The 26,887-nt window shown below is 68.6% G+C and carries 28 protein-coding genes, 1 pseudogene and 1 riboswitch; of the genes and pseudogenes, 13 read left to right on the forward strand and 16 right to left on the reverse strand.

Translation table 11 applies throughout. From position 1 onward, the window contains the following. A partial coding sequence (locus IRT45_RS30540) for an AAA family ATPase (protein ID WP_194809278.1) occupies positions 1 to 795 on the reverse strand: 795 nt, incomplete at its 3' end. A gap of 311 nt (positions 796 to 1,106) precedes the next feature. Here IRT45_RS30540 and IRT45_RS30545 point away from each other — a divergent pair. Beyond that, on the forward strand, positions 1,107 to 2,030 hold the full coding sequence (locus IRT45_RS30545; protein ID WP_194809279.1) for a hypothetical protein: 924 nt from the start codon (positions 1,107 to 1,109) through the stop codon (positions 2,028 to 2,030). Between the two features lie 4 nt (positions 2,031 to 2,034). On the opposite strand, the gene IRT45_RS30550 is transcribed toward IRT45_RS30545, so the two are convergent. Further along, positions 2,035 to 2,856, reverse strand: coding sequence for a DUF1266 domain-containing protein (locus IRT45_RS30550; RefSeq protein WP_228535558.1), 822 nt, complete (start codon positions 2,854 to 2,856; stop codon positions 2,035 to 2,037). Positions 2,857 to 3,040: 184 nt separating this feature from the next. Here IRT45_RS30550 and IRT45_RS30555 point away from each other — a divergent pair, with 184 nt between their 5' ends. Next, positions 3,041 to 3,289, forward strand: a complete 249-nt coding sequence (locus IRT45_RS30555) for a DUF2277 domain-containing protein (protein ID WP_194809280.1) — start codon at positions 3,041 to 3,043, stop codon at positions 3,287 to 3,289. A gap of 4 nt (positions 3,290 to 3,293) precedes the next feature. Here IRT45_RS30555 and IRT45_RS30560 read toward each other — a convergent pair whose 3' ends face one another. Beyond that, positions 3,294 to 4,703 carry a CdaR family transcriptional regulator gene (locus IRT45_RS30560; protein WP_194809281.1) on the reverse strand — a complete coding sequence of 470 codons (1,410 nt, stop codon included), beginning with the start codon at positions 4,701 to 4,703 and terminating at the stop codon, positions 3,294 to 3,296. A 134-nt stretch (positions 4,704 to 4,837) separates the two neighbouring features. Then, complete coding sequence (locus IRT45_RS30565) at positions 4,838 to 5,140, reverse strand: hypothetical protein (protein ID WP_194809282.1); 303 nt, start codon at positions 5,138 to 5,140, stop codon at positions 4,838 to 4,840. Between IRT45_RS30565 and IRT45_RS30570 the strand changes: the two genes are divergently transcribed. The 3 genes from IRT45_RS30570 to IRT45_RS30580 all read left to right on the forward strand — a co-directional run bounded on the left by IRT45_RS30570 (position 5,133) and on the right by IRT45_RS30580 (position 9,393). Continuing rightward, on the forward strand, positions 5,133 to 6,668 hold the full coding sequence (locus IRT45_RS30570; protein WP_309241224.1) for an aldehyde dehydrogenase family protein: 1,536 nt from the start codon (positions 5,133 to 5,135) through the stop codon (positions 6,666 to 6,668). The two genes, IRT45_RS30565 and IRT45_RS30570, sit on opposite strands and share 8 nt — an antisense overlap. Next, entirely contained in the window at positions 6,665 to 7,504 is an 840-nt protein-coding gene (locus IRT45_RS30575) for an SDR family oxidoreductase (protein ID WP_194809283.1), read from the forward strand. The genes IRT45_RS30570 and IRT45_RS30575 overlap by 4 nt, the downstream gene beginning before the upstream one ends. Before the next feature lie 278 nt (positions 7,505 to 7,782). After that, on the forward strand, positions 7,783 to 9,393 hold the full coding sequence (locus tag IRT45_RS30580) for an amidase family protein (RefSeq protein WP_309241225.1): 1,611 nt from the start codon (positions 7,783 to 7,785) through the stop codon (positions 9,391 to 9,393). Between the two features lie 63 nt (positions 9,394 to 9,456). Here IRT45_RS30580 and IRT45_RS30585 read toward each other — a convergent pair whose 3' ends face one another. The 5 genes from IRT45_RS30585 to IRT45_RS30605 all read right to left on the reverse strand — a co-directional run bounded on the left by IRT45_RS30585 (position 9,457) and on the right by IRT45_RS30605 (position 14,996). Further along, entirely contained in the window at positions 9,457 to 10,338 is an 882-nt protein-coding gene (locus IRT45_RS30585) for a LysR family transcriptional regulator (protein WP_194809284.1), read from the reverse strand. A 376-nt stretch (positions 10,339 to 10,714) separates the two neighbouring features. Further along, positions 10,715 to 11,269 (reverse strand): hypoxanthine phosphoribosyltransferase, encoded by a 555-nt coding sequence (hpt, locus tag IRT45_RS30590; RefSeq protein WP_194809285.1) that lies wholly within the window; start codon positions 11,267 to 11,269, stop codon positions 10,715 to 10,717. A gap of 24 nt (positions 11,270 to 11,293) precedes the next feature. Further along, entirely contained in the window at positions 11,294 to 12,226 is a 933-nt protein-coding gene (tilS, locus tag IRT45_RS30595) for a tRNA lysidine(34) synthetase TilS (RefSeq protein ID WP_194809304.1), read from the reverse strand. Positions 12,227 to 12,417: 191 nt separating this feature from the next. Further along, the gene (locus IRT45_RS30600; RefSeq protein WP_194809286.1) at positions 12,418 to 13,554 is read right to left on the reverse strand and encodes a zinc-dependent metalloprotease; all 1,137 of its coding nucleotides are present in this window, start codon (positions 13,552 to 13,554) and stop codon (positions 12,418 to 12,420) included. Between the two features lie 14 nt (positions 13,555 to 13,568). Further along, positions 13,569 to 14,996 (reverse strand): D-alanyl-D-alanine carboxypeptidase/D-alanyl-D-alanine-endopeptidase, encoded by a 1,428-nt coding sequence (locus IRT45_RS30605; RefSeq protein ID WP_194809305.1) that lies wholly within the window; start codon positions 14,994 to 14,996, stop codon positions 13,569 to 13,571. A gap of 269 nt (positions 14,997 to 15,265) precedes the next feature. On the opposite strand from IRT45_RS30605, the gene ppa reads away from it, so the two are divergent. Further along, positions 15,266 to 15,757, forward strand: a complete 492-nt coding sequence (gene ppa, locus IRT45_RS30610; protein ID WP_063006877.1) for an inorganic diphosphatase — start codon at positions 15,266 to 15,268, stop codon at positions 15,755 to 15,757. A 119-nt stretch (positions 15,758 to 15,876) separates the two neighbouring features. Here the strand turns inward: ppa and IRT45_RS30615 are convergent, their stop codons facing one another. Beyond that, complete coding sequence (locus IRT45_RS30615; RefSeq protein WP_194809287.1) at positions 15,877 to 16,698, reverse strand: crotonase/enoyl-CoA hydratase family protein; 822 nt, start codon at positions 16,696 to 16,698, stop codon at positions 15,877 to 15,879. Positions 16,699 to 16,882: 184 nt separating this feature from the next. Between IRT45_RS30615 and IRT45_RS30620 the strand changes: the two genes are divergently transcribed. Together IRT45_RS30620 and IRT45_RS30625 are read left to right on the forward strand one after the other, a co-directional pair. Beyond that, a complete protein-coding gene (locus IRT45_RS30620) occupies positions 16,883 to 17,347 on the forward strand; it encodes a flavin reductase family protein (protein ID WP_194809306.1) in 465 nt (154 codons plus the stop codon). Positions 17,348 to 17,455: 108 nt separating this feature from the next. Then, positions 17,456 to 17,569: riboswitch (SAM riboswitch) on the forward strand. A 48-nt stretch (positions 17,570 to 17,617) separates the two neighbouring features. Continuing rightward, the gene (locus IRT45_RS30625; RefSeq protein WP_194809288.1) at positions 17,618 to 19,078 is read left to right on the forward strand and encodes an aminotransferase class V-fold PLP-dependent enzyme; all 1,461 of its coding nucleotides are present in this window, start codon (positions 17,618 to 17,620) and stop codon (positions 19,076 to 19,078) included. Positions 19,079 to 19,094: 16 nt separating this feature from the next. Here IRT45_RS30625 and IRT45_RS30630 read toward each other — a convergent pair whose 3' ends face one another. The 3 genes from IRT45_RS30630 to IRT45_RS30640 form a co-directional block, all read right to left on the reverse strand. Beyond that, the gene (locus IRT45_RS30630; RefSeq protein WP_039775767.1) at positions 19,095 to 19,283 is read right to left on the reverse strand and encodes a hypothetical protein; all 189 of its coding nucleotides are present in this window, start codon (positions 19,281 to 19,283) and stop codon (positions 19,095 to 19,097) included. 29 nt (positions 19,284 to 19,312) lie between these two features. Further along, entirely contained in the window at positions 19,313 to 19,765 is a 453-nt protein-coding gene (locus IRT45_RS30635) for a DUF2752 domain-containing protein (protein WP_309241226.1), read from the reverse strand. Between the two features lie 66 nt (positions 19,766 to 19,831). Continuing rightward, positions 19,832 to 20,449 (reverse strand): TetR family transcriptional regulator, encoded by a 618-nt coding sequence (locus IRT45_RS30640; protein WP_194809289.1) that lies wholly within the window; start codon positions 20,447 to 20,449, stop codon positions 19,832 to 19,834. 99 nt (positions 20,450 to 20,548) lie between these two features. Here IRT45_RS30640 and IRT45_RS30645 point away from each other — a divergent pair, with 99 nt between their 5' ends. Both IRT45_RS30645 and IRT45_RS30650 read left to right on the forward strand, forming a co-directional pair. After that, positions 20,549 to 21,337 carry an SDR family oxidoreductase gene (locus IRT45_RS30645; RefSeq protein ID WP_194809290.1) on the forward strand — a complete coding sequence of 263 codons (789 nt, stop codon included), beginning with the start codon at positions 20,549 to 20,551 and terminating at the stop codon, positions 21,335 to 21,337. 172 nt (positions 21,338 to 21,509) lie between these two features. Then, positions 21,510 to 22,025 carry a L,D-transpeptidase gene (locus IRT45_RS30650; protein WP_051024145.1) on the forward strand — a complete coding sequence of 172 codons (516 nt, stop codon included), beginning with the start codon at positions 21,510 to 21,512 and terminating at the stop codon, positions 22,023 to 22,025. Positions 22,026 to 22,132: 107 nt separating this feature from the next. Here the strand turns inward: IRT45_RS30650 and IRT45_RS30655 are convergent, their stop codons facing one another. Further along, the gene (locus IRT45_RS30655) at positions 22,133 to 22,477 is read right to left on the reverse strand and encodes a YrdB family protein (protein WP_194809291.1); all 345 of its coding nucleotides are present in this window, start codon (positions 22,475 to 22,477) and stop codon (positions 22,133 to 22,135) included. A 261-nt stretch (positions 22,478 to 22,738) separates the two neighbouring features. Next, positions 22,739 to 23,101, reverse strand: a complete 363-nt coding sequence (locus tag IRT45_RS30660) for a metalloregulator ArsR/SmtB family transcription factor (RefSeq protein ID WP_194809292.1) — start codon at positions 23,099 to 23,101, stop codon at positions 22,739 to 22,741. A gap of 94 nt (positions 23,102 to 23,195) precedes the next feature. Between IRT45_RS30660 and IRT45_RS30665 the strand changes: the two genes are divergently transcribed. From IRT45_RS30665 to IRT45_RS30675, 3 genes and pseudogenes are all read left to right on the forward strand, one after another. Then, positions 23,196 to 25,154, forward strand: a complete 1,959-nt coding sequence (locus IRT45_RS30665; RefSeq protein WP_309241227.1) for a heavy metal translocating P-type ATPase — start codon at positions 23,196 to 23,198, stop codon at positions 25,152 to 25,154. 176 nt (positions 25,155 to 25,330) lie between these two features. Beyond that, on the forward strand, positions 25,331 to 26,188 hold the full coding sequence (locus IRT45_RS30670) for a cyclopropane mycolic acid synthase family methyltransferase (protein WP_194809293.1): 858 nt from the start codon (positions 25,331 to 25,333) through the stop codon (positions 26,186 to 26,188). An 85-nt stretch (positions 26,189 to 26,273) separates the two neighbouring features. Next, positions 26,274 to 26,489, forward strand: a pseudogene (locus IRT45_RS30675) (alpha/beta fold hydrolase); the annotation flags it as partial. 96 nt (positions 26,490 to 26,585) lie between these two features. Here the strand turns inward: IRT45_RS30675 and IRT45_RS30680 are convergent. Further along, positions 26,586 to 26,741 (reverse strand): DUF6131 family protein, encoded by a 156-nt coding sequence (locus IRT45_RS30680; RefSeq protein WP_086006819.1) that lies wholly within the window; start codon positions 26,739 to 26,741, stop codon positions 26,586 to 26,588. Between the last annotated feature and the right edge of the window lie 146 nt (positions 26,742 to 26,887).

The following is a 26,887-nucleotide window of genomic DNA, read 5'->3' on the forward strand; positions in this document are numbered from 1 at the left end:
GAAGATGATGCAGGGGCTGTTCTGCTTGGCCTGGTCGAACAGGTCGCGCACGCGCGAGGCGCCGACACCGACGAACATCTCGACGAAGTCGGAACCGGAGATGGTGAAGAACGGCACCCCGGCCTCACCCGCGACCGCGCGGGCCAGCAGCGTCTTACCGGTTCCGGGCGGGCCGTAGAGCAGCACGCCCTTGGGGATCTTGGCGCCCAGCGCCTGGTAGCGAGCCGGATTCTGCAGGAAATCCTTGATCTCGTACAGCTCTTCGACGGCCTCGTCGGCGCCGGCCACATCGGCGAATGTGGTCTTCGGCATATCCTTCGACAGCTGTTTGGCCTTGGATTTGCCGAAGCCCATCATGCCGCCGCGGCCACCACCCTGCATGCGGGCCATCACGAAGACGAACAGGCCCAGCAGAATCACCATCGGCAGCACGAACAGCAGTACCTGGGTGAACCAGGAGTCCTGCTTGACCGCGGTGTTGAACGGCGCTCCGGATTGCTGCACGTCGCGCAGGATCTGCGCGGAGACCTCGCTGCCGCCGGGGTACTTGGCCATGATCTGGGTCTGGCCGCCGGTGGCGTCGTTGCCCTGTTTCAGGGTGATGCGCAGCTGCTGTTCTTTGTCATCGATCTGGACCTGCTTGACGTTCTGCTTGTCGGCAAGCTGGGTGAGCGCCACCGAGGTATCGACGTTCTTCCAGCCGCGCGTGTCGTTGCTGAAGTAGCTGACCAGATAGATCACGAGCAGGATGCCCGCGACTATGGCCAGGTTGCGAAACACTGTCTTGCGGTTCATAGAGCGTCGGCCGGCGGGCCAGTCCTTTCCGGTGTTTCCGGTGTATGCCTACTATGCGTCGGGCGGGGCCGTATCCATACCGGCACCGACCGGGTCGGGCAGAACGGATGCGGACAAGCCACGTTACCGCGTACGGTCTACTCGATACATCGCGCAGTTCGGCAGCTGGTGCAGTTCAACAGGTAAACGGTCGGAGAACGCTGGTGGTTCCCGATCTATCGGGCGATCACCTCGCGGTGTCCGTCCAAGTGGTCCCAATCATGGCATGCACGACCTATTGTGAGCGACAACACAGGACGAACGCAGGGGGTATGGACATAGTCGAGCTACGGACACCCACAGCGATACTGCGCCACGGCGGCGGGCGACTCCAGGTTCTGCGGCCGGGCACCGATGGCGAGCGGGTGCTCGACGTTCCGGTGTCGGACCTGCTGAAGGTCCGGCTGAACCGGCGCGCCGACGACGCCGTCGTGATCGAGATCTACCTGCGCTATCCGAGTCCGGTCCTCACCGGCGTCCCGGCCGACCGCACCCCGCTCCCGGTGCTGATCGCCGAACACGACGTGCCGGCCGCGACCGTGATCGTAGAACGGATCAACTCCCAGATCCTGGCCACCCAGCGCATCGATATGTCGGCGCCCGATCTGGTGCCACCCGCACCGGTCTGGGGTAAGTCCGGTCCGACCCGGGCCGACGTGGACCGCGCGATCCGGCGGATGGCGCCGCGGCGGGAGACCCGCTCGGCCGCCGGAGCGCTGCACACGATGGTCACGCCCGACGAGTTCATGCTGGAGACGGCGATGGTCACCGCGGTCCCGCCGGCCGGACGCGGGCGCGGGCTGCTGGCCGTGACCACCGGGCGGGTGCTGTTGCTCTCGATCGGTTCCACCCCGCGCTACGCGCACGAGATGCCGGTCTCGGCGCTGATCTCGGCCGAGGTCGGCAAGGGTTCGGGCGACGAGCCGGGTGGCGATTACGGCATCGACCTGACCGACGGCAATACGACGCTGAGTTTTCTCGGGACCGACCGGGCCGATACCGATCGGATCGTCGGCGCGGTGAACTTCGCGATTCAGCGCGAATCCGCCGACGGCGCCGTGGCGCCGCCGGATCCGGGCGTTTCACAGCTGTATTCGGAGTGGGAACTGCTGGTCGAGCGGCATTCGCTGGCGATGGTGGACGATGCGCAGTTCCAGCGCTACGGCCGCGGGATCCTGCGCTCGCTCCCCGACTGAGGCGCTACTCGCCCTGCAGCGCGATGCGCCGCCACGGACTGGTCGGCCGCATCCATAGTCGGACCAGTTCGAGCCGGCGATCGGTGCCGCCGGACTTGAGCACGGCCAGATCCTCACAGGCCTGCCAGTAGGTCCAGCCGGTGAGATAGGCGTCGCCGAACTGCCGCCAATTGCGGTAACGCTTCTGCGCCGGCGGCAGCGCGCGCATCACGTAATCCCAGGCCGTATCGGCCTCGAGGTAACCGGCGGTGAAGGCCATCCGCGCCACCGCCACCACCCGGGCCAGATCCCAGGCCTGGATATCGGCGGGCAGCGGCTGCACCAGATGGCCGGTCAGATCGAGTTTGATCGCCTGGGACCAGATGTCGTAGTCGCGGACCAGCGCCTCCGGGTTGTCCATTCCCCGAAACGCCCCGACCTGCCGCAGGAAGGCGCGATGCCGATCGGCGCGCTCACCGAAGCGGTCTCGTTCGGGCGAATTGAGGGCCGCGTTCACCAGCGGATGGACCAGCGCGTACAGCGGTGCGTGCATCCCGTCGAGCAGCTGTTCCATCGACGCCATCGCCTCGGTCCCGTCGGTGATCCCCCAGGCCCCGGTCAGGGTGTCGATGGCCAGTTCGCGGCGGTCGCCGAGCGGATGTTCCCGTTCGGGTCCCAGCAGCAGGGCATCGTGGAAGGCGTCCCAGCGGGCGGAGTAGAACGCCCCCAGGGACAGCGCGCGCAATTCGTCGTCGGAAACCTGAGCGCCGGACCAGTGGTCGTCCTCGCGCTCGTCCAGTTCCGGATAGGGGAATGTGGTCAGGGTCGGCATGTCGCGGGCAGCCATGGTTCCGATTGTGTCGCATCGGCCATCCGGGGGTTCGGTTATCTCCCGATGCCGTGTCGACTGTGACCTGGAAGGCCGGATTCCGGCGCTTCTGGACATACCGCCGCAGTCCGATACATACATTTTTCACATTTGCCGTTTCATCGGGCGCCGTAAGCCCCTACCTAGGGCTACTCTCGGCGCCATGGGTAGCAACATCACCGTGCTGCGCGGGCTCGAACCCCGCGCCACCGACCAGGAAATCTTCGCTGCCGCACAGGAATACGTGCGGAAGGTGGGTGGCCTGACCGGTCTGTCGTATGTCACGAAACCGGCCTTCGACAAGGCGGTGGCCGCGGTGGCCGCGGCGACGACGACGCTGCTGGCCGAACTGCCCGACCATCCGGTGACCGCGGCCGCGGAACCGCCGCTGCGCGCGACCGACCGCGTCTGAGCGCTCACACCCCGTAGACCGCGACGCATTCCAGCGCTAGCTCGAGCCGCAGGCCGCATTCCTCGATACGCCGCCCGAGCGTTTCCTCGATGCGCTGAATGCGGTAGCGGACCGTGTTCTTGTGCACGCCCAGGCGCGCCGCCGCGCCCTCCGGGCTGCGGTGACAGCGCAGATAGGCGAGCAGCGTCTCGCGCAGCCGCGCCGAATTCGCATCCGGCGCGGCCAGCGGTCCGAGTTCCCGCCGGATCAGCGCGCGCATCGCCGCGACGTCCGCACCGGCCAGATAGGCGGGTTCGACCCGCGCGTACGGGAGCACCCGGCCGAGATCGACGGCCGCCCGCTCGGCCACCTGTCTGGCCGCGATCGCATCGCGATGGCTCTGCCGGAACCCCGCCACACCCGTCGCGGACGACCCCAGCGCGAGGCGCATCGGCGCGGCGACGATATCGGCGGCGACCGCGGCGACCGCCTCGGCGTCGGCAGCGAGCCACGCCCACAGCGCCGCCGATCCCGCCGGGACGGTGAGCACGCCCACCCCGCCGAGCGCGGTGGCCAGCCGCGTGGCCGTCCGTTCCAGCCGGCCGAGTTCGTCGCTGCCGGCCGCCAGCCGGTCGTCCGCGCCGAGGTCCGCCGCGACGCCGTCGGTTCCGGCGATACCGTCGCCCAGCGGTCCGGTCACGGGGTCGCCTTCCCGCCGGCCGTCGTCCGTGCCGGGGAGTTCGAACTGTCTCCCGGCACCGGCGAACCTGTCCGCCGCGGCGGACAGGAGCGCACCGGCACCGCGCGCGGCGGAATCGGTCCACAGCACGATCGCGACCTGGCGTTGCGCGAGACGGAATCCCAGGCGCGCCGAGGCGTAGTCCGCGTCGACCTCCTCCTCCGACAGCAGGGTCCGCACGATCTCGGTGCGCTGGTTGAGCGCCGCGCGCAGGCCGCGCTCCCGCTCCTGCATGTAGGTGTCGGTCAGCGCCTCGACGGAGGTGTTCACCCAGCGGGTGGAGCGTTCGAACAGCCGGATCAGCGCCGAGCGTTCGAACTGCTCGGGTAGCCGGCGCTCGTCGATCACCTCGGTCATGTAGTCGATCGCGGCCTCCTGGCCGGCGTGGTAGACGCGCAGCAGCAACCGCAGGTCGTAGCCGCGGCGGGCCAGCGTGCGGGCGAAGGCGTGCGCCTGTTCGGGGACCGCGTACTCCATCGCGTCCTGGGTGAGACCGCTGAGGACGGCCAGGGCGTGGGCCCGGGTGCTGGATTCCAGATCGCGGCGCAGATCGCGATCGGTCAGTTCCTGGACGCGGCCGATGATCTGCGCGTCGAGCCGGGCCACCATCTGCTCGAGGGTCTCGCCGCGCAGTGTCTCGGCGACGAAATCGGCCATCCACTGCCGGACCGCCACATCGGACGGGGCTGTCGCCATCACCGATCCCCCTCGTTCACCCGATCTCGTATCGCAGCCCGCCGGTGGCCGCGGATTTTTTGTGCTCTGGTGCCAAATTCCGGTCGAGTCCTTGACCGCAAAGACCAAGCAGCGCGCGAATCATTGTGACACGATCATAGATCAGTGAAGTGATTCACAATGTCAACCGTTCGCAGCGCAGCGCACGTGGGGAGAGACAGCATCGTGCCGAATACCGAACCGTCACCCGGCGAATCCACGGCCGGGAAATCGACCGGCGCAAACAAGCCGGCCGCCCGGAAGACCGCGGGCCGGACCGCGGCCAAGAAGACGCCCGCGAAGGCGGCGAAGTCCGCCCCGGCCGCGAAGTCGAGCACGTCGGCGGCGACGAAATCGGCCCCGGCGGCAACCGCGCGGAAGGATCCCGCGCCCGCGCGGCAGGCGACCGCGGTGGTCACCGAGATCGAGGTGCGCAACCCCGCGACCGGTGAGCTGGTGGGTACCGTCCCCGCCGAATCGGCCGACGCGGTGGCCGCCAAGGTGCGCGAATTGCGTCTCTACCAGCCCGAATGGGAAGCCATCGGGCCGGAGGGCCGCAAGGAATGGCTGCTGAAGCTGCAGGACTGGATCATCGATCACACCGATCATCTCGCCGATGTGCTGCAGTCCGAAACCGGCAAGGCCCGCGTCGACGCGCTGATCGATCCGAGCTTCTCGGTCGACCTCACCGGCTATTACGCCCGGCGCGCCGGTAAGTTCCTCTCCGACGGACATCCCTCCCCGCACAGCCCGCTGGCCCGGGTCAAGAAGTTGACCACCGCCTACCGGCCCTATCCGGTGGTCGGCGTCATCACACCGTGGAACTTCCCGCTGGCGATGCCGGTGATCGACGTGATTCCGGCGCTGGCCGCCGGTGCGGCGGTCGTCCTCAAGCCATCCGAGGTGACTCCGCTGTCCGCGCTGGAATTGGCGCGCGGCTGGGCCGAAATCGGCGCGCCGCCGGTACTGGCCGTGGTGACCGGGGCCGGCGAGACGGGTGCGGCGGTCGTCGACAACGTCGACTACGTGCAGTTCACGGGCTCGACCAAGACCGGTAAGCGGATCGCCGCCGCCTGCGTGGAGCGGCTCATCCCCTACAGTCTGGAACTCGGCGGCAAGGATCCGGCGATCGTGCTGGCCGACGCCGATATCGACCGCGCGGCCTACGGCGTCGCCTTCGGCGGTCTGTTCAACGCCGGGCAGGTGTGCATCTCGGTCGAGCGGGTCTATGTCGAGGCGCCGGTCTACGACACCTTCGTCGAGAAGCTGGCCGCGCACGTGCGCGAACTGCGGCAGGGCGCGGACGGCCGGGAGCCGAAATACGATGTCGGCGCGCTGGCCAACGACGCGCAGAAATCCATCGTCTCCAGCCACGTCGAGGATGCGATCGCCAAGGGCGCGCGGGCGGTGACCGGCGGCAAGGCGACGGGTGTGGGTACCTTCTACCAGCCCACCGTGCTGGCCGACGTCGACCACTCGATGAGCTGTATGACCGAGGAGACCTTCGGCCCGACCATCCCGGTGATGAAGGTCGCCGACGAGGCCGAAGCCGTTCGGCTGGCCAATGATTCGATCTACGGCCTGTCCGCGTCGGTGTGGACCGGCGACAAGGCTCGCGGGGAACGCGTTGCGCGCCAGCTGAATGCGGGCGCGGTGAACATCAACGACGTCTTCGCCAACATGTTCAGTTTCGCGCTGCCGATGGGCGGCTGGCAGCAGTCCGGTGTGGGCGCGCGCTGGGGCGGCGCCGACGGCGTGCGCAAGTACTGCCGCAAACAGGCCATCACCGTGCCGATTTTGCCCACGCAGGACAAAGAACTCATGTGGTTCCCGTACAACACCACCAAACTCGGTTTCGCGCTGGCAGCGATGCGCGCCGCGGGTGCGCGCGGCATGCGCCGGTTGGGCATCAAGGACGTGCTCGACACGGTCGGAGGGAAGAAGTGACCGACTTCGGCAAGATCAACGGCAAGGTCGTCGTCATCACGGGCGGCGCCCGCGGTATCGGGCTGGCGACCGCGACGCGGCTGCAGCAACTCGGCGCGAAGATCGCCATCGGCGATGTGGACGAGACGGCCGTCAAACAGTCCGGCACCGACCACGATTTCGATCACTACGGCCGGGTGGACGTCACCGATCAGCAGTCGTTCAGCAGTTTCCTCGACGAGGTGGAACGGGCGCTGGGACCGATCGATGTGCTGATCAACAACGCCGGCATCATGCCCACCGGCAAGGTGGTCGACGAACCGGATGCGTTGACCCGCCGCATCATCGATATCAATGTCTACGGCGTCATCCTGGGCTCGAAACTGGCACTGGCCCGGATGTTGCCGCGGCGCAGCGGCCACGTCATCAATATCGCCTCCCTCGCCGGTGAGACCCACATCCCGGGTCTGGCGACCTACAACGCCACCAAGCACGCGGTCCTGGGCTTCACCGACACGCTGCGGGAGGAGTATCGCGATACGGGCGTGTCGTTCTCCTCGGTGCTGCCGACGCTGACGAATACCGAACTGGGATCGGGTGTTTCGGCGCCGAAGCTGATGCGCCCGGCCGAGCCGGAGGAGATCGCCGAGGCCATCGCGAAACTTCTGGTGGCGCCGAAGTCGAAGGTCCGCGTGACCAGGGTGGCCGGCGCCATCTCGCAGGTGGTCGGACTGCTGCCGGAGTCGGTGGGCGATGCAATCGGGCGCGCCCTGGGCGCGCAGCAGACCTTCCTCGGCGACGTCGATTCGGCCGCCCGCAAGGCCTACGAGGAGCGGGTCCGCAACGGCACCGAATAGCGCGGTACCAGCGAAATCAGCTGTCCGGCCGCGGTGTCCAGTGGATACCGCGGCCCCCGTGCGTCCGGTACCGGCACGGTCGTGGTTTCGTGGCACCATCCGCCACGCCCCGTGATCATCAACGGTGTGCGTCGCCGAAAGTGATAACTTGCGCGACAACATCGAAACAGCCCATATCGACCACAACGCGACGGGGGCTTTGACATATGCACAACGAGGGCACCGCACTGGCCGACGCGACATCGAACGCCGTCTCGCGCGCCACCCGGGAGGTAGCAGTGGACGCAGACGAAACCACCGGCTCGGGATCAATGGATCCGGCCTCCGGCCCCGAATCAGAAACCGATGCGCCCCAGCGGAATTCCACCGCCGACACCGAGACGACCGCACCGCACGACTCGTCGCAACCGTCCACCGCGGTACCGGCGGGGGACGCAACCACGGTGCGAGACGCCACAGCCCCCGAGCACCCCGCCGGCACAGGGCAGCCGGCGGAGAACGAGCCGCTCCCCGTCGGCGGTGCCGCGGACGCCGCCGACACCGTCCCGAATCCGGCGAAGTTGACGACCGCCGTCGCGATCGCCGCCGCGGTGCGCGATGGTCTGGTCACGGCCGGGCAGGTCGTCGACGCCGCGCTGGATCGTATCGCCCGGGGTGATACGCGGGTGGGCGCCTTCCACACCGTCCGCGCGGAGCGGGCACGGGACGAGAGCCGCGCCCTCGCCGACCGCGCCGACCTCGACATCCTGCCGTTGGCCGGCGTCCCCGTCGCGGTGAAGAACAACATCGATGTGGCCGGTGAGATCACCGACGCGGGTTCGCGCGCGGGGTCGGGCGTCCCGGCCGCCGCGGATCATCCGGTGGTTCGGCGGTTGCGGGCCGCGGGCGCGGTCGTGGTCGGGCTGACCGAGATGCCGGAGGGCGCGCTGTGGGGCACCTCCGACACGCCCGAGCGGATTGCTCGTTCCCCGTGGAATATTCGCTACAGCGCCGGTGGCTCCTCGGGTGGATCGGGCGCCGCGGTCGGCGCCGGACTCGTACCGGTGGCCCACGGTAACGACGGACTCGGATCGGTGCGCATACCCGCCGCCTGCTGCGGTGTGGTCGGCATCAAGCCGGGGCGCGGCGTGGTCCCGGCCCAGGTCGGTGTCGACTCGTGGAGCGGCATGACCGAGAACGGGGTGCTCGCGACCACGGTCGCCGATGCGGCGCTCATGCTGTCGGTGCTGGCCGACCGGCCGGCCCTGGCCGATCTGGAACCGCCGACGCCGCTGCGCATCGCGATCGCGCCCGGCTCGCCGTCCCCGCTGATCCGGGTGGACAAGCACTGGGCCGCGGCCGCGCAGACCGCCGCCCGGCTCGCCGGGGAGGCCGGTCACGGCGTCATGCCCGCCGCACTGCCGTACCAGGGCGCGACGACCGCGCTGGCGTGGCGCTGGCTGGCCAATGCGGCGCGCGAGGCCGGTGCGGTCGCGAATCCGGAACTGCTGCAACGTCGTAGCCGCGTGCATATCGCGCTGGGCCGCGCGGTGCTGAAGGCCGGTCTGGTCCGGCCGAATCAGGTCGACCGGATCGAGGCGCGGCTGCTCGACTTCTTCGAGCAGCACGATGTGGTGATCACCCCGACGCTGGCCACGCCCGCCCCCGCGGCACGCAATTGGCACGCCCGGGGCTGGCTGGCCAATGTCGTTGCCAACCTTCGCTTCTCGCCGTTCACGCCGCTGTGGAATCTGGTCGGCTGGCCCGCGGTGAGCGTCCCGATGGGACTGCACCCGCGCACCGGGACGCCGGTGGCCGCGCAGCTGGCCGGGCCACCCGGCAGTGAATCGACGCTGCTACGCCTGGCCGCCCAACTCGAGGCGGCCCAACCCTGGCAACGCACCGCCTGAACGTCCCTCGAACCCGCGGTTCGCCACGGACCGCGAGCTCCGGCCGACCGATCTCCGACTGCGTTACCCGTCGTCTTCGACGACGGAAAACCCTCCGGCCACAACGCGATTGGCGAAATCGAGAATGGTCGGCCGGTCGTCGTCCGCGCGCCACACCATGGCGAGTTCACACGGTGCGAGGCCGGCGACCGGGCGGGCGGTGAGCCCGGGCCACCGATACATCGGCACGTTGTTCTCGGCCAGCAGGCAGACGCCGAGTCCGAGGCTGACGGCCTCGAGCCGTTCCTCGGCGGTGGCGGCCTCGCCGCCGATCTTGGCCTGCCGCCCGCCGCGGGCGTCGCCGCCGAGCCAGAAGTCACGTGCCGCACCGGCTTCGGCGGGCATCGCGATGAACGGCTCGTCGATCAGATCGGCGAATTCGATGGCCTCCTGATCGGCCCGCCGGTGGTTCTCGGGGAGCAGCACCCACCTCGCCTCGGTCCGCAGCACCTGCCAGCGGTAGCGCCCGGAATCGGGCACCGGCAACCACATCAACGCCAGATCGGCCTGCCGGCCCGCGAGGCCGCTGGACGGATCGGTCCACGATGCCGAATGCAGGGCCAGCCGATGTCCGCTGGCACTTTCCAGTTCGGCGATCAGACCGCGTCCGATCGAGCTCTGGATACCGACCCGCAACACCTCACCGGCTTCCTGGAGGGCCACGTTGGTGACCTCCCACAGCTCCAGGATGCGACGGGCGCCCTCGAGCAGTTCTTTACCGGCGACGGTCAGCGCGACACTGCGCTGGTTGCGATCGAACAGGACCACGTCGAGCTGACGCTCGAGCTGGCGGATCTGCCGCGAGAGGGTGGGTTGAGCGATGTGCAGCCGCTGCGCGGCATTGGTGAAGTGCAGTTCCTCAGCGACGGCGACGAAGTACCGCAGGTCGCGCAAATGCGGGTCCATAGCACCTTGCTATCAGAATCGGTCAGGGAAATCCAGCCGCTTTAGACCTTCCAGTCCGAATAGAGGGTCATAAACAGCCAAACGGTTTGTTACCGACAGCATAGGGCTCCGCCATAACTCCAGCACAATCGCCTCGGACAATTTTCAGCGAACGCGACACCCGTCGCGAAAAGCCGAGGAAACGACTTCAGAGCATGCGTCGACCAGCGGTGATGTCACATCCAGACCGACGCGGAGAGTTCCACCGCCGATCCGGCCCGTCATCGCGGCCGATCAGCAACTTCCATCGATAGCGATTGCGCAGGGAACATCGTCAAACGGTGATTTCCGCCACACTCCGGCGGAATTCGGTCACCAATTCGGTCATGTGCCCAGTTCAGGCGCTGTAGACCCGCGGGTTCAGAGTGCCGATGTAGGGCAGATCGCGGTAACGCTCGGCGTAGTCCAGTCCGTACCCGACGACGAATTCGTTCGGGATGTCGAATCCGACGTGCGCGACGTCGATGTGGGTGCGCAGCGCATCGGGCTTGCGCAGCAGCGTCACCACCTCCAGCGAGGCGGGGTTGCGGCTGGAGAGGTTGCGCATCAGCCACGACAGCGTGAGACCGGAGTCGATGATGTCCTCGACGATCAGCACGTTGCGCCCGGCGATGTCCTTGTCCAGATCCTTCAGAATCCGGACCACGCCCGAGGACGAGGTGGACGACCCGTAGGACGAGACGGCCATGAACTCCATCTGCGTCGGAATCGGCAGCGCCTGCGCCAGCTCGGTCATGAAGAAGATCGCACCCTTGAGCACGCCGACCAGCAGCAGATCACCCTCGGGCGCGTCCGGGGGATATCGCTTCGCGATGAGTTCGGCCAGCTCGTCGACCTTGGCTCGGATCTGCTCCTCGGTGATCAGCACCGACGCTATGTCGTCCCCGTACACGTGTGCTGGCTTCCCTTCGGGTCGTTATCGTGCGAACGCCAACGTCAGCCTGCCACGTTCGCGCCTGGCAACCAACCTGATCCCCGGCATTCCTCCGCCGACCGCGACACCGCCCTGTCCGCGCCAATCGGTGATCAAGGACTCCACCGCACGTAAATGCTTGTCCGTCAATGCCTTTGCGCCGCCATCGAGGAGCCAGGCCCGGATGACACGCCGACGGATCGCGGGCGGAACCGTGGCGAGTATCTCGACCGACAGCGACGAACCATCACGCGCGTCGATCAGCAATCGATCGGCAATCGCATCGAGCGCCTCGCCGTCCTCGCGCAGGTGCGCGGCCGTGCGAGCCAGCGCCTGCGCCACACCCCCACCCAGGACCTCTTCCAGCAGCGGGAGCACCTCGGTCCGCAGCCGGACACGGGTGAATTCGGGGGCGGCGTTGTGCGGATCCTCGTGCGGCACCAGGCCCAGATCCCGGCACATCTCCCGAGTGACCGCGCGCCGCACGCCCAGCAGCGGCCGGCCCCAGGGCTGGTCGAATTCCGTCATCCCCCGAATCGAACGCGGACCCGATCCGCGCGCCAATCCGAGCAGCACGGTTTCCGCCTGATCGTCGAGGGTGTGCCCGACCAGCACCGGGAGCCCGTCGCGCGCCGCGTCCAGGGCCCGATAGCGCGCCTCCCGGGCGGCGGCTTCCGGGCCACCCGCGCCGCTCACCCGCACCCGGCACACCCGCGCGGATCGGCATCCCAGTCGCCGGGCGACGGCGGCCGCCTCGGCGGCGACCTCCGCCGACCCATCCTGCAGCCCGTGATCCACGATGAGCGCGTCGACCGCCGCGGCCTCGGCCACCGCCGCAGCCGTCAGTGCGAGCGAATCCGCCCCGCCGGAGAGCGCGACGGCAACCACTCCGTCCGGCGCGTAGCGCACAAGCCACTCCCGCACCGCGTGCCGCATGACCAAGACGGCACGGGTCTCGGGCAACCGCGCCGGGTCCGCTGCCCGCGCCTGCGCCGCGCCCAGCCGAACCGGCCCGGACGCCGACGGCGATTGCGCATGGTCGGGCGATCGGATCCGCGCCGCCGACACCGGATCCGTTCCCGGCGCCTTCGCGGGCAGATCCGCCGGGTTCACCCCAGGACCCGGGTTCACCCCAGGACTCGGTCGATCCATCGCTGCGGGGTGCTGATCTCGTCGGGCCGCGGCAGGGTGTCCGCGTCGGTCCACACGGTGTTGAACCGCTGCATGCCGACCTTGCCGACGACCTCGTCGACGAACGCCTTGCCGCGCACGTACTGCGCGACCTTCGCGTCGACCCCGAGCAGCGCACGCAACAGACGCTGGATCGGATTGGCCGGGCGACGGCGACGCTGATCGAAGGCCTCGCGGATCTGCGCGACGGTGGGGATCACGGCCGGGCCGACGGCGTCCATCACGTGGTCGGCATGGCCCTCCAGCAGCGTCCCGAGCATCAGCAACCGGTCCAGCGCATCGCGCTGCGGCGGCGGCTGGGTGGCGCGCAGCAGGCCGAGGATGCCGCGATCGGCGGGATCGTCGCTCACCCCGTTGTCGCGCCGGCGACGCATCTCCTCCAGCAGCCGGGTGAGTACCTCGTTCACCGATTCGTCGCCGACGGCGCCGAGGGTGTCGACGTTCTGCTTCATATAGTCGGCCAGCCAGGGTGCGGACGAGAATTGCACCCGATGCGTCACCTCGTGCAGGCACACCCACAGCCGGAAATCGCTGGGCGAGACGCCCAGTGCGCGTTCCACGGCCATGATGTTGGGCGCGACCAGCAGCAGGGTGCCGTCCGGCCCGCTGAACGGATCGTATTGGCCGAGAATCGCGGTGGACAGGAAGGCCAGCATCGCTCCGGCCTGGACGCCGGCCGGTTTCCCGGCGAAGCGGCCGCGGTCGTCGTCGGCGGATCCGGTGAGTTCGGACATGGATTCGGCGGCCGCGCGGATCCAGCCGCGGCGATCCACGATCGTGGCCTGCGGGACGGGCTGGTCGTCGAGGAGCAGACTCACCTCGCGCACCGGGCCCTCGGCCCGCACGGACGCCTCGGACAGTTCCTCGACGACCTGTTCGGCGGAATACCGCGTGGTGCGCGGACCGGACGGTACGACGGCGCTACCGGCCCGTGCGGCCAGCTGCCAATCGACCGAGCCGGCCAGCACCGAACGTTTCGCGGACGCGTTCTTCACCACGTCCGTGGCTTCGCGACCGGCGACCACGGCGTCGTCGGCGGTACGGCCATCGGCGGGGTCACCGGATCCGGTCATCGCATTTCCACCCGTCAGGAGCATCCACAGTTGCGAAGCGTGGTGGCGACGGCGTCCAATGCCGGGCGGCTGGCCTCGGGGGGCCGGTCGTTCGACATCAGCGCGAAGGTCATGACGCGGCCGTCGCGATCCAACACATATCCAGCCAACGCACTCGACACCGACAGAGTTCCGGTCTTGGCACGCACCCAGCCCGCTCCGGCGCGTTCGGGGCCGCCGTCGACAAACCGCACCGCCAGCGAGCCCGTGCCGCCGGCGACCGGCAGATAGTCCAGCAGCGGCGCCAGCGGGGAGGCGACCGCGGCGGCGTCGCCGGTGTTCACGACCGCGGGCGGTGTGGTGCCGCCCGGGTCCGCACCGCCCGGCTGCGCGGACGCGGCCGATTCGGCGATGATCCGGTCGAGCAGTCGCGCCGGAACCCGGTCGTCGGTGGACAGTCCGCTGTTGTCGATCTGGGTGACGCCCGCGGTGTCGAAACCCGCCGCCTTCAACGCCGTCAGGGTGGCGGAGGCGGCACCGGCGAACGACTGCTCGCCACCGGTCGCCGCCGCGATCTCCCGGCCGATCGTCTCGGCGAGCACGTCGTCGGAGTGAATCATCATGTCCCGCAAGCGGTCCCGCAGTTCCGCGGAATCCACGTGGGCCAATTCGGCGGCGCCGGGTGCGGCCTTGCCGAGCCGTACCTTCGCCGGGTCGGCGCCCAGTTCCAGCGCCAGCCGGCGACCCGCGTCGAGGGCGGGCGTGGCCGAGCGCGGCGAATATTCGACCAGCGGGTCGAGGCGGCCGCCATCGATCATCACCGGTTCGATCGGCGCCCACGAACCACCCGCGATATCGGCCGGATCCCAGCCGGCCGGCGAAGTCGGACCCGAATACAGCGAGGTGTCGACCACGACCGTGTCGACCGGATGCCCGGCGGCACGAATCTGAGCGACCAGATCCGACAACTTGGGCCCGTTCGGGTAGTAGCCCTTGCCGTCGGCCTGCGCGGTCAGGGTCGGATCGCCGGCGCCGACCAGCACCACCTCACCGGGCGCCGAACCGGCCACCACCCGCGTGGTGAGCCGATGGTCCGGCGGCAACACCAGCAGCGCCGCCGCCGTGGTCATGACCTTCAGGGTGGACGCCGGGATCATCGGCTTGTCCGGATCGGCGCTCCAGAGCATGGCGCGGGTGTCGGGATCGGAGATCGAACCGGCGAAATTGCCCAGGTCCGGACTGGTCGCCACCTGGGCCAAGGCAGTGGCCAGGCCCTGGCGGCTGGGTTCGGGCGCACTCGCCGAGACGGGATTCAGCTGGGGAAAGGGCTTCACGGGGGCCGGGGGTGCGGCTATCGTCAAACCCCCGTGCCGGAATTCCTCGGTCCACGGCCGCACCGTCACCAGAGCGACCGTGGCCACGACGACGGCGACAACGGTTGCGACCAGCACCGCGACCCACATATTGCGGCGTCGGCGAGCGGCCAGCCCACCGATGTTCTTCCTACCTCGACCTACCACGTGACAGCTGTCTCCCTATTCACCCGTGTGAGGCGGACGCTCCCTGCCGCACCCATGCGCGCATCGACCACACTATCCTCACCTCGCCGGCGTTCCACCGAACGAGCTGGCGCGTCGGCAGCCCACCGAAACCGGTCGGCGAGTCGGCCGCGGCACACGCCGGCGAGCAGCCGTACCGCATCAACGCATACGCATCGGACGAAGGAGATGACGTGGAGTTCGACGTCACCATCGAGATCCCCAAGGGGCAGCGCAACAAGTACGAGGTCGACCACGAGACGGGTCGGGTGCGGCTGGACCGCTACCTCTACACCCCGATGGTCTACCCGGCCGACTACGGCTACATCGAGAACACTCTCGGCTCCGACGGCGACCCGCTGGACTGCCTGGTGCTGCTGCCCGAGTCGGTGTTCCCCGGAGTGATCGTCGAGGCTCGCCCGGTCGGCGTGCTGCTGATGAGCGACGAGGCGGGCGGCGACGAGAAGGTCGTCGCGGTGCCGGCCGGTGACAAGCGTTGGGATCACATCCAGGACGTCGACGACATCCCGGAGTTCGAGCGCAAGGCCATCGAGCACTTCTTCGAGCACTACAAGGACCTCGAGCCCGGCAAGTGGGTCAAGGTCGACGGCTGGGACGGCCGGGCCAAGGCCGAGACTCTCGCCGATGAAGCCTTCAAGCGGCTGCAGGAGCAGGGCGGCCACTGAGCGCGGCCGGCGCCCGCACAGGCGGACCACCGGTAGAAACTATATCGAGCGAGGGCGCTCGCGGGCGTATGCGTCCCGCGAGCGCCTCGCCGATTCGCTTCAACCGTCCCGGAGCGCCGCTACTTGCCCTGGAAGTTCGGCTTGCGCTTCTCGAAGACGGCCTGAATCGCCTCGGTCAGATCCTCCGAGGGCAGGAAGGCCGCGTTCCACGCCGAGACGTACCGCAGCCCGTCGGCCACCTTCCCGGCCTTGGGCTGATCCAGCACGTCCTTGATGCCCTGCACGACCAGCGGCGGATTCGCGGCGATCTCCTCCGCCAGCGTGTGCGCGGCGGCCAGCACCGCCTCCTGGTCGGGGTAGACGTCGTTGACCAGGCCGATCTTCTCCGCACGCGCGGCGTCGATGTCCTTGCCGGTGTAGGCGAGCTCACGCACATGGCCCTCGCCGATGATGCCCGGCAGCCGGTGCAGCGACCCGATATCGGCGACGATGGCGACCTTGGCCTCGCGCAGGCTGAAACTGGCCTCCGCGCTGGCCAGGCGGATATCCGCGGCCGCGATCAGATCGAGTCCGCCACCCACGCACCAGCCGGAGATCGCGGCGATCACGGGTTTGCGGCAGTCGGCGACCGCGGTCACCGAGGCCTGCATGCGGCGGATCTCGTAGAGGAAATCGGTGCGCGGTGCGGCCAGGGCCTTCTCCCCCAGCAGCGGACCGAAGGTCGGGCTCATCGCGGGCAGATCGAGGCCGTAGGAGAAGTGCTTACCGGAACCGGTGAGCACGATCGCGCGGATCTCCGGGTCGGCGTCCAGCTCGCCGAAGATCAGCGGCAGTTCACTCCAGAAATCCGGGCCCATGGCATTGCCCTTGCCGGGTCCGGTCAGCGTCACTCGCGCGACGTGACCGGTGCGCTCGACGTCGAAAGCCTTCCAATCACTCATTTGTCCAGCGTATCGGGGCAGTTCTGCGGCGCCGGGACGGCGTCGGGATTGCGGGAGGGCGGGTACGACGTAGGTTGGAGGCGTGAGCAGTTCCCAGCGACCCGACGCCGAGCTGGCCGATCTCGACCCTCAGCATCTCGAATCTCAGCACGACGGCGTCACCGCAGCGCAGTACCGGGCGGCCATGCGCCACTATCCCGCGGGAGTGACGATCGTCACTCTGAGCCGGCCGGAACGCCCCGTGGGGTTCACCGCCACCTCCTTCGCCTCGCTGTCGCTGGATCCGCCGTTGATCTCGTTCAACATCGCGCACACCTCCTCGTCCATCGACGCGATGAGCGAGGCCGATTCGATCGTCGTGCACTTCCTCGGCGAACATCAACAGCATCTGGCGCAACGGTTTTCGCGCGCCGCCGAACAGCGTTTCGCCGACCCGGAGTTGTGGTCGACGCTGGACACGGGCGAGCCGGTGCTGCACGGCACCCCGATCTGGGTGCGGGCCACCGTGCACCGGTTGATTCCCATCGGCGACCACACCCTGGTGGTCGGATTGGTCACCCGGGTGCACGACGACACCGGTGGCGAGCCGATGCGCAACCCGCTGCTGTACTACAACGGCACCTATCATCGCCCGGCCGGATTGGACTGAGCCACAATCTCTTTCACGCGGCCCTCGATTTCGGGGTCGGCGCGGCGCCACTGCTCGCTCGAGTTCGGCGCTTGACAATGCGGGGCCGGTTCTGCCACTCTCGGCTCAGGTCACGAGTACCAGCGTCAAGCCCCGGCTAGCTGGTCGGCAACCCTCCTCCGCGGTGGGGTGCTCCGGGTGACGACCTGGCCGATGCTCGACCGAGCACGGCAAGCGCGGACTCCGATCACCCCTCCACATCCGGAGTCCCTGAACAAAGGGATCGCCCCGATGCGTACTGCTGTCTCGACCATTGCCGCCGCCGAAACCGTTGTCCCGCAACAGGTTTGCTCTCACCGGGGCTGCGCCTCCCGCTCCGGCGCCGGCTGCGCCTGCTCGGCGTCGGACTGCGCCGGCAATGCCACCCGTTCCTGCCGCACCGGTGAACCGATCGCGCGCGTCTCCGGGTGCGATCTGCGAGTTCCGTTGGTACAGGGCGGTTTCCGCACCTACGCCAACTTCGACTACGCCGCCAGCGCCCCCGCCCTGGCCCAGGTCACCGACCGCGTGAACGAGCTGCTCCCCTACTACGCCAGCGTGCATCGCGGCGCCGGATACGCCTCCCGCATCAGCACCGATCGCTACGAGGCAGCGCGTGGTGCGGTGGCCCGGGCGGTGAACTGCGCCGACGACCAGGTGGTGGTGTTCACCCGCAACACCACCGACTCGCTGAATCTGCTGGCCTGCTGCGTTCCCGGCGACACCGTGGTGCTCGATATCGAACACCACGCGAATTTCCTGCCCTGGACGCGGCGCGGCCGCCGGGTGGTCCCCGCCGCCGAGACGATCGCGCAGACGCTGCGGCGGATCGAGGCCGAGCTGTGCGCCGAACCCGCTGCGCTGCTTGCGGTGACGGGCGCGTCGAACGTGACCGGTGAGGTGCTACCGCTGGCGGACCTGACCGCGATCGCGCATCGCCACGGCGCACGCATCCTGGTCGATGCCGCACAGCTGGCCCCGCATCGCCGAATCGACCTGCAGTCGTTCGCGGAATCCGGCGGGACGGGCATCGACTACCTGGCCTTCTCCGGGCACAAGTTGTACGCGCCCTTCGGCGCCGGTGTGCTGGTGGGACGCCGGGACTGGCTGGACGCGGCGCCGCCGTATCTGGCCGGCGGCGGAGCGGTCACCGCCGTCACCACCGAGCAGGCCCACTGGGCGCCCGCACAGCAGCGGCACGAGGCGGGATCACCGAACGTCTTGGGCGCGGCGGCCGTCGCGGCGGCCTGTGAAACGTTGTACGCCCTCGACGAACAGGCCGTGGTCGAGCACGAACACCATCTGATCCGCCGCCTGCGCGACGGACTGAAAGCCGTTGCGGGCGTACGGCAACTGCGAATCTTCTCCGACAGCGCCGACAGTGTGGGCATCGTGGCGTTCACCGTCGACGGGTTCGAGCCCGGCCGGGTGGCGGCGTATCTGTCGGCCGAATTCGGTATCGGCGTGCGCGACGGGCGATTCTGCGCGCATCCCCTGCTGCGGCGACTCGGTGTCGACGGCGCGGTGCGCGCGAGCGTCGGTCTGGGCACGTCGGTCGCGGATGTGGAGCGCCTGCTCGAGGCGCTGAGCCGACTGATTCGAGACGGCGCGTCGTGGAACTACACGTATTCCGGTGGTCAGTGGTCCCCGCTGCCGGAGACCCGGCCCGGCTTGACCGAGGCGGGACAGGGCGCGGCACCCTGCACGATCTGATTCGGCACGATCCGATTCACGGCACCAGGTAGCGGGCGGCCAATTCTTCGATCAGCGGATCGCCGTCGGGAACGGAATCGATGGCCTCGAGATCGTTCTCGATCGCGATCTGGCGCGGATCGTCCTGCTCGGCGTCGGGCGCGCCGTCCTCGTTCAATTGGCGCAGCATCTTCTCACGCACCCGAGCCTTTAGTGAATCAGCGATTTCCTGGGTCATACTCCCAGCATGCCCGCCTACACCGGGGCCAACCATGTACCCCACGGGGTATTCCGGACCACGGTGAACAACGCGAGCAGCCCGATCAACCACCATTGCGCCTGGCCACGAAGGGTGAACGGGAAGGCGGTGTCGGCTCGGCCGCGCCAGCGGCTCAGAGCCCACCGTCCCCACCACAGTGCCAGGGTGAGCAGCAGCGGAAGCATGAACACGTTGCTGTGCAGCGCATCGAGCACCCGGCCTTCGGTGAGATTGTGCACAGCGCGCAATCCGCCGCAGCCCGGACACCACCATCCGGTCAGCGCATAGAACGGGCATATCCCGTATGCCCCCTGGCTGTGCGGATCGTGGAAGTGCAGCACCGCGGCCGCGGCGACCACCGCACCGGCCGCCAGTAGCGGCCCGCCCTGACTACGCCATCCGGTGCGCGGCGCCGACCGTTCGCCGGGCAGTTCGCGCGCGATATCCACAGGGTTCACGGTAATCGGCGGGCGCGGTGAGCCGCCAGCCTCGGTGGACGGCGGCGCCGCCCGGTTTCAGCGGGTTCGGCTGGTGACCGGGGCGGTGAGGGTGCCGGCGAGCATGTCGATGACCTGGTGCCAGGCCTCGCGGTCGTCGGCGGCGATCCGCCCCGCCTCGACGGCCCGTTCGTGGTCGGCCAGCAGGGCGAACAGCACCGTGGTGAGGCTGCGCAGCCGGCGATGCCGCAGGCGCGGCGGCAGGTCCGAGAGGGCGCGGTCGAGCCCGCCCACGATCACTCGCACCGAGGTCCGTTCGGCGCTGTCCAGATTCGCCGCGTCCGATACCGCGGGATGGGTGCGGATCTGTTCGAGAAACCTTGCGTAATGCGAACTTTCGTCACGCGCTCCCAGTTCGAACATGGGGATGACCAGCGCGTCGAGCAGAGTGTGCACATCGTCGGCGGCCGGGCGCTGCGCCAGCAACTCCAACCGGCGCACCTCCAGGGTCGCCAGCCGCTGCTGCACCACCGCCTCGACGAGTCCGTCGCGCGAGCCGAAGTGATACGGGATCGCCGAGTTGTTGCGCTGCCCGGCCGCGGCGGCGATATCGCGCAGCGGCACCAGATATCCCCGCTCGGCGATCAGCCGCTCCCCCGCCACCATCAATCGCTCCCGGGCACTCACTGCTTCCACGCTGAGCACGATACGTCCTACCAGGGGATTGAGCACTAGTCCTTGACAGTTAAGAGCTAATTCTTAACACTGCGAGGACCACAACCGAGAGGACTAGCGATGATCCTGGACAAATTCCGACTCGACGGCCGCGCCGCCGTCGTCACCGGCGCCGGCCGCGGTATCGGCGCCGCCACCGCCCTCGCCCTGGCCGAGGCGGGCGCCGATGTCGCGATCGCCGCGCGCACGCAGTCTCAACTGGACGCGGTCGCCGAGCAGATCCGCGCGGCGGGCCGGCGCGCCCTCCCCGTGGCCTGCGATCTGTCGGACCTCGACGCCGTCACGGCACTGGCCGACGCCGCCGCCACCGAATTCGGCCGCATCGACATCGTGGTCAACAATGTCGGCGGCACCATGCCGAACACCTTCCTGACCACCTCGCCGGAATTCCTCGAGGAGGCCTTTCGCTTCAATGTCTCCACCGCGCACGCCCTGACCCGCGCGGCGGTCCCGCATATGCTCGCCGGCGAGGGCGGCTCGGTGGTCAACATCTCCTCGATGATGGGCCGGGCGCCCGGGCGCGGCTTCCTCGCCTACGGCACGGCCAAGGCGGCGCTCGCGCACTGGACCCGGCTGGCCGCCGCGGATCTGTCGCCGCGGATCCGGGTCAACGGCATCGCGGTCGGTTCGGTGCTGACCTCCGCACTCGAGGTCGTGGCACAGAATCCCGAGGTCAAGGCGAAGATGGAGGCCGATACGCCGCTGCATCGGCTGGGCGATCCGACCGATATCGCGGCCGGCATCGTCTACCTGTGCTCCCCCGCGGGCAGTTATCTCACCGGCAAGATTCTCGAGATCGACGGCGGTATCGCCGCACCCAACCTGGAACTCGGTCTGCCCGATTTGTGATAACAAGGCGGATTCTTCGGCACCATCGGGGCCCGCGGCGGGTCACAATGATCAACTATGCACTGTGATCGAGCACACAGCGATCGCTGACGGTGCCGTCCCAGCTTGTCGACGAATGTGCCCGCCGCCCGGCTCGGCCGGACAGCGGGCCGGGTAGAGAGGTCGGACGCATATGAACTGCACGAGCATCACCCGATGGACGATCCGAGCGGCGGCCGCAACCGCGATCGCGGCCGCCGGATTCGCTGTCACGGTGCCCGCGGGCGCCGATCCGGTGTGGCCCGGCGGCCCCGACATCCCCGGCGTTCCGCAACTCGTACCTTCCCCGCCCGGCCAGATATCGGCTCCGTGTTCGGCCGCCGCGCGCGCCTGCCTGCGCCTGTCGACCAATGAGGGCTGGCTGATGGACAACGGCCGCGTGGTCTACGGCCCGACCCCCATCTCGCACGGGCGGCCCGGGTACGAAACACCGCCCGGCACCTTCCACGTCGCGTTCAAGGAGCCGTATCACTGGAGCACCATGCACAACGCCGAAATGCGGTGGGCCGTCTTCTTCAACGGCGATATCGCCACCCATATCGGGCCCATCGAGGAGCAGTCCCACGGCTGCATCCGGATGACTCCCGAGGGAGCCAAGGCCTTCTACGACTACGTCAATCCGGGTGACGTCTTCGAAGTCGTGCCGTGAGCATGGGCGCCGGCCCGGCGCGCGACGAATTCGGACGCCGGCCCGGCGCGCAACGAATTCAGACGCCGGCCCGGCGCGCTACGAATTCGGACGCCGGGCCGTCGCACCTACGAATTCAGGTGGCCCAGTTCGATCGCCAGCAGATTCGCGATCACGACGCCGGCGAAAACGACGGCCGCCACCCGATGGCCCAGTCCCCACAGTGCGGCCGCGGCGCCACCGAAGACCACGACCTTGGTGATCACCGCGAGCAGCGGAATATCGAAACTCGCCTTCGGCGCCGCGAACATTCCCCACGCCACCGCGGCGGCCAGCGGGATGCCCAGCGCCAGAACCACTTTCACCACGGTGCTGTCACCGGCGCGCCATCCCCACAGTCCCAGCACCACCAGCGCGCCCAGTTCCACGGCGAACGCGACGGTCAGGTTGGCCCACTTCCACAGTTCCTGCATGACTGCCCTCTCGCTTACTTGAGAGCAGCGCTCTCTAATAAGAGCAGTGTGCGCGAGAGGTGGCAGTGTTGTCAACAGAAACGGGGATGGATCGCGCACGGGAGGCCGCGCTAGCGGCGCGACATCGGACGAACCGGGTCGACGGCCGCGCAGAGGGCTCGCATCTACCGACGCCACAGCAGGCCGGTTGCTGCCGGCGCAATTAAATCGGAGACACCGCGAGCCGGCTCGCCACGGGACCGAAGGCCCACGAAGGCGTCCTCAGCCGACCGTTCGCGGTCGATCGGACAGGCCGAGACGCAGATGCTCGCTGTGATACACCGCCTCGTCCAGCAATTGCGCGACGTGCGTGTCGTAGAGGCTGTAGACGATGCTGCGCCCGGCGCGCGTTCCGGTGACGAGCCCGAGGTTGCGCAGCAGACGAAGCTGATGAGAGACCGCGGACTGTTCCATCCCCACAGCCTCGGCGAGTTCGGAGACCGGCCGCGGCCCCTGGCGCAATTCACTGAGGATCAGCAGCCGGCTCGGCGTGGCCAGGGCCTGCAGGGTGGTCGCCACATGCGCGGCGGACTCACTGTCCAGCCGGGCAATCGGCCGATCGCGGCCCTCGACGCCATGTCCCATAACCGTGGAGTTTAGCCGACCAGGTATATATGAAGACCTCTTCACGTGTTCTGTTATTCTCGGGTTGTCCGCTCCCGACCTTCGGAGGTTCCTCGTGTCCGCACCGGCCGCCACGCGTCCCGCCGCGCTCACGGCGATACCCGCACGGCGGACACGATTGTTCACGCTTCCCGAAATACGTTGGGCCGCAGCGGCTCTCCTATTCTTCGCGGCCGGCTCGGTGGCCCGGCTCCTGCACACGCCTCCCGAGGTGTGGTGGTCGCTCTATCTGGCCTGCTATCTCACCGGCGGCTGGGAACCCGCCCTGGCCGGAGTGCGCGCCCTGCGTGAAAGGACGCTGGACGTCGATCTGCTGATGGTGGTGGCCGCGATCGGCGCCGCCGCGATCGGGCAGATCACCGACGGCGCACTGCTGATCGTCATCTTCGCCACCTCGGGCGCACTGGAGGCGTTCGCGACCGCGCGCACCGAGGATTCGGTACGCGGCCTGCTCGATCTGGCGCCCGACACCGCCACCCGGATCGACGACGGCGGCGAAACAACCGTCAGGGCAGCGGATCTGGAGGTGGGCGATATGATCCTGGTCCGTCCCGGAGATCGCATCGCGGCCGACGGCGCGGTCGTGGCGGGCGCGAGCGAGGTCGACCAGGCGACCATCACCGGCGAGCCCATGCCGGTGGACAAAACACCCGGTGACGAGGTGTTCGCCGGAACCTCGAACGGCACCGGCGTACTGCGCGTGCGGGTCGGGCGCCGGGCCGAGGATTCGGTGGTGGCCCGGATCGCCGCCCTGGTCGAACAGGCCGGCCGGACCAAGGCGCGGGCGCAGCTGTTCATCGAGAAAATCGAGCAGCGCTATTCGGTGGGCATGGTCGCGGTGACGCTCGCCGTCTTCGCCGTGCCGTTGATCTTCGGTGCGGCGCTGCGCGATTCGCTGCTTCGGGCCATGACGTTCATGATCGTCGCCTCACCGTGCGCGGTGGTGCTGTCCACCATGCCGCCGCTGCTCGCCGCGATCGCCAACGCCGGCAGGCACGGCGTGCTGGTGAAATCCGCGGTCGTGATGGAACGGCTGGGCAGCACCACTCGCGTGGCCTTCGACAAGACCGGCACGCTCACCCGCGGCGTCCCGGAACTCACCGATATCCGAGTGCTGCCCGATTGCCCGGGTACGGCCGAGGAGGTCCTGCGCTGGGCGGCGGGCGCGGAATACTCCAGCGAGCATCCGCTGGCCAGCGCGGTCGTGCGCGCCTGTCACGAACGCGGGCTCGCCGTGCCTGCGGTCGACCACTTCACCGCGCACCCCGGGCGCGGTGTCACCGCCACCGTGGAAGGTCCGGTCATCGAAGTGGGATCGCCTGCGGCACTGCTGAATTCGGGTGACACGGACGCCGCGGCGGTCGTTGCCGAGATACAAGGCGCGGGACATACCGCGGTGATCGTGCGGCGCGAGCGCAGGCCGATCGCGATTCTCGGCCTCACCGATCAGGCGCGTCCCGAAGCGGCCGACTCCGTCGCGGCGCTCGCCGAAATCACCGGTGCCGCACCGGTTCTGCTCACCGGAGACAATCTCGCCGCCGCCCGGCAGCTCGCCGGCCGGCTCGGACTCACCGATGTGCGGGCGGAGCTGCTGCCGGAAGGTAAGGTCGCCGCGATCGAAGCACTGGAAGCCGCGGGCGACCGGGTCACCGCCGTGGGCGACGGCATCAACGACGCCCCCGCGCTCGCCGCCGCGCATGCCGGAATCGCCATGGGCGGCAACGGATCCGACCTCACCCTGCACACCGCCGACGCGGTCGTCATCCGCGACGACCTGACCACCGTCCCCGCAGTCATCGCCCTCTCGCGCCGCGCGCGCCGCACCGTGATAGCCAATCTGATCATCGCCGCGACCTTCATAGCCGTCCTGATCACCTGGGATCTCGTCGGCCATCTTCCGCTCCCGCTGGGCGTGGCCGGTCACGAGGGTTCCACGGTCGTCGTCGGACTCAACGGTCTGCGCCTGCTTCGACGCCGCGCGTGGGACAGCGGGACGGCGCGCGGGAGCGACTGACAGACTCGGCGGCCACATGCCCGGACCTCGGCCGATCCGCCGATCGCGTCCCTGCGCAGGAGCGAGAGGCGCATACTGGTCGAGCGCACATGGTGCGGCGGCCGGGTCGAACCCACCGCCGGGGTACCTCGTATCAGAGACAGGACGTTTCCCGAAACCGACCATCAGAGGTCACCATGACCGATCTGTCACCGTTCTACGCCGACGTGCAGGCCCACTACGACCTGTCCGACGATTTCTTCGCCCTCTTCCTGGATCCCACGCGCACCTACAGTTGCGCGTACTTCCGCGAACCGGACCTCACCCTGGAACAGGCACAGCTCGCCAAGATCGACCTGTCGCTCGGCAAATGCGATCTGTATCCGGGGATGACCCTGCTCGACATCGGCTGCGGCTGGGGTTCGACCATGCTGCGCGCCGTCGAGAAATACGACGTGCGCGTGATCGGCCTGACGCTGAGCCGCAACCAGTTCGAGCACGTGCGGGAGCTGCTGGACCGGCTGCCGCCCGGCACCGGCGAGGTGTATCTGCGCGGCTGGGAGGAATTCGACCATCCGGTCGACCGGATCGTCTCGATCGGAGCCTTCGAACATTTCCGGCGCGAACGCTACGACGCGTTCTTCGACCGCTGTAACCACCTGCTGCCCCCGGACGGCCGCATGATGCTGCACACCATCATCGGCTTCCACCGCCACCAGCTCCGTGAGATGGGCATCCCCGTCACCCACGAATATCTGGCATTCAGCAAGTTCGTCATCGACGAGATCTTCCCCGGCGGTCAACTTCCGCAGCCCCAATGGATCGGCGAATACGCCGGACGGGCCGGCTTCACCCTGGACGACGTCCAATCGCTGCAGCCGCACTACGCCCACACCCTCGACCTCTGGGGACAGGCCCTCCGAGACCACCGGCCCGAAGCCGTCGCCCTCACCTCCCCCGCCGTCTACGACCGCTATATCCGCTACCTGACCGGCTGCGCCGACCTCTTCCGCGACGGCTACATCGACGTCCGCCAGCACGTCCTGCTGGCATGACGGACGCCGCCACCGAACTGAAACCTGTTCTAGTGTGGCGGCATGGATGTGAGTTACGAGGGGACCGCGCGGGAGAACCTCCGGAGTGCCGCCGTACTGGTCCATGCTGGGCACGGTGCAGTGCCCCACCCTGCTGACCTGGGGTCGCGACGACCGCCAGTGCCCACCCGATATGCCGATGATTCCCATGCGCCTGATTCCCAACGCCGAACTGCACATCTTCCCGAACTGCGGGCACTGGGTGATGATCGAGGCCAAGGAGGCGTTCGAGCGGATCACCACGGAATTCCTGCTGCGCTGAGACCCACCACAGATGTGAAACCGCCCCGGAAATCGGCTTCCGGGGCGGTCGCGTTGTCACGCCGCTGCCGCGCACGGTCCGCGGCGGACGAGTGCGTCAGTAGTAGTGCGCGCGGCCGGCCACCGGGCGGCCCAGCGCTCCCAGCAGAGCCAGCGCCGCCCCCACGACCAGCGCGATGATGCCCAGTGTCCACAGGATCGGAATCCCGAGCAGGAAACCGAGAACCAGAAGCACAACCCCGAGAGTGATCACAGCAATCTCCTCACTTTCGCTCACCTCGCACCGATCCGGCGACCGGCTGCGATCAGCGGTGGCTCGAACCATCCGATACCCGCATATCCGGGAGTGAAACGAACTCTCTTCATCACGTGGGCGATTCGCTGACCGGAGCGTCGAGA

The sequence above is a fragment of the Nocardia sp. BSTN01 genome (genome assembly GCF_015354405.1).
Taxonomy (GTDB): Bacteria; Actinomycetota; Actinomycetes; order Mycobacteriales; family Mycobacteriaceae; genus Nocardia.

Bases quoted from the DNA above. Each gene is read 5' to 3' on its own strand.
- IRT45_RS30545 (WP_194809279.1), top strand. From the start codon at position 1,107: ATGGACATAGTCGAGCTACGGACACCCACAGCGATACTGCGCCACGGC.
- IRT45_RS30550 (WP_228535558.1), bottom strand. From the start codon at position 2,856: ATGGCTGCCCGCGACATGCCGACCCTGACCACATTCCCCTATCCGGAA.
- IRT45_RS30555 (WP_194809280.1), top strand. From the start codon at position 3,041: ATGGGTAGCAACATCACCGTGCTGCGCGGGCTCGAACCCCGCGCCACC.
- IRT45_RS30560 (WP_194809281.1), bottom strand. From the start codon at position 4,703: ATGGCGACAGCCCCGTCCGATGTGGCGGTCCGGCAGTGGATGGCCGAT.
- IRT45_RS30585 (WP_194809284.1), bottom strand. From the start codon at position 10,338: ATGGACCCGCATTTGCGCGACCTGCGGTACTTCGTCGCCGTCGCTGAG.
- tilS (WP_194809304.1), bottom strand. From the start codon at position 12,226: ATGCGGCACGCGGTGCGGGAGTGGCTTGTGCGCTACGCGCCGGACGGA.
- IRT45_RS30600 (WP_194809286.1), bottom strand. From the start codon at position 13,554: ATGACCGGATCCGGTGACCCCGCCGATGGCCGTACCGCCGACGACGCC.
- IRT45_RS30605 (WP_194809305.1), bottom strand. From the start codon at position 14,996: ATGTGGGTCGCGGTGCTGGTCGCAACCGTTGTCGCCGTCGTCGTGGCC.
- IRT45_RS30615 (WP_194809287.1), bottom strand. From the start codon at position 16,698: ATGAGTGATTGGAAGGCTTTCGACGTCGAGCGCACCGGTCACGTCGCG.
- IRT45_RS30620 (WP_194809306.1), top strand. From the start codon at position 16,883: ATGCGCCACTATCCCGCGGGAGTGACGATCGTCACTCTGAGCCGGCCG.
- IRT45_RS30625 (WP_194809288.1), top strand. From the start codon at position 17,618: ATGCGTACTGCTGTCTCGACCATTGCCGCCGCCGAAACCGTTGTCCCG.
- IRT45_RS30645 (WP_194809290.1), top strand. From the start codon at position 20,549: ATGATCCTGGACAAATTCCGACTCGACGGCCGCGCCGCCGTCGTCACC.
- IRT45_RS30650 (WP_051024145.1), top strand. From the start codon at position 21,510: ATGAACTGCACGAGCATCACCCGATGGACGATCCGAGCGGCGGCCGCA.
- IRT45_RS30655 (WP_194809291.1), bottom strand. From the start codon at position 22,477: ATGCAGGAACTGTGGAAGTGGGCCAACCTGACCGTCGCGTTCGCCGTG.
- IRT45_RS30660 (WP_194809292.1), bottom strand. From the start codon at position 23,101: ATGGGACATGGCGTCGAGGGCCGCGATCGGCCGATTGCCCGGCTGGAC.
- IRT45_RS30670 (WP_194809293.1), top strand. From the start codon at position 25,331: ATGACCGATCTGTCACCGTTCTACGCCGACGTGCAGGCCCACTACGAC.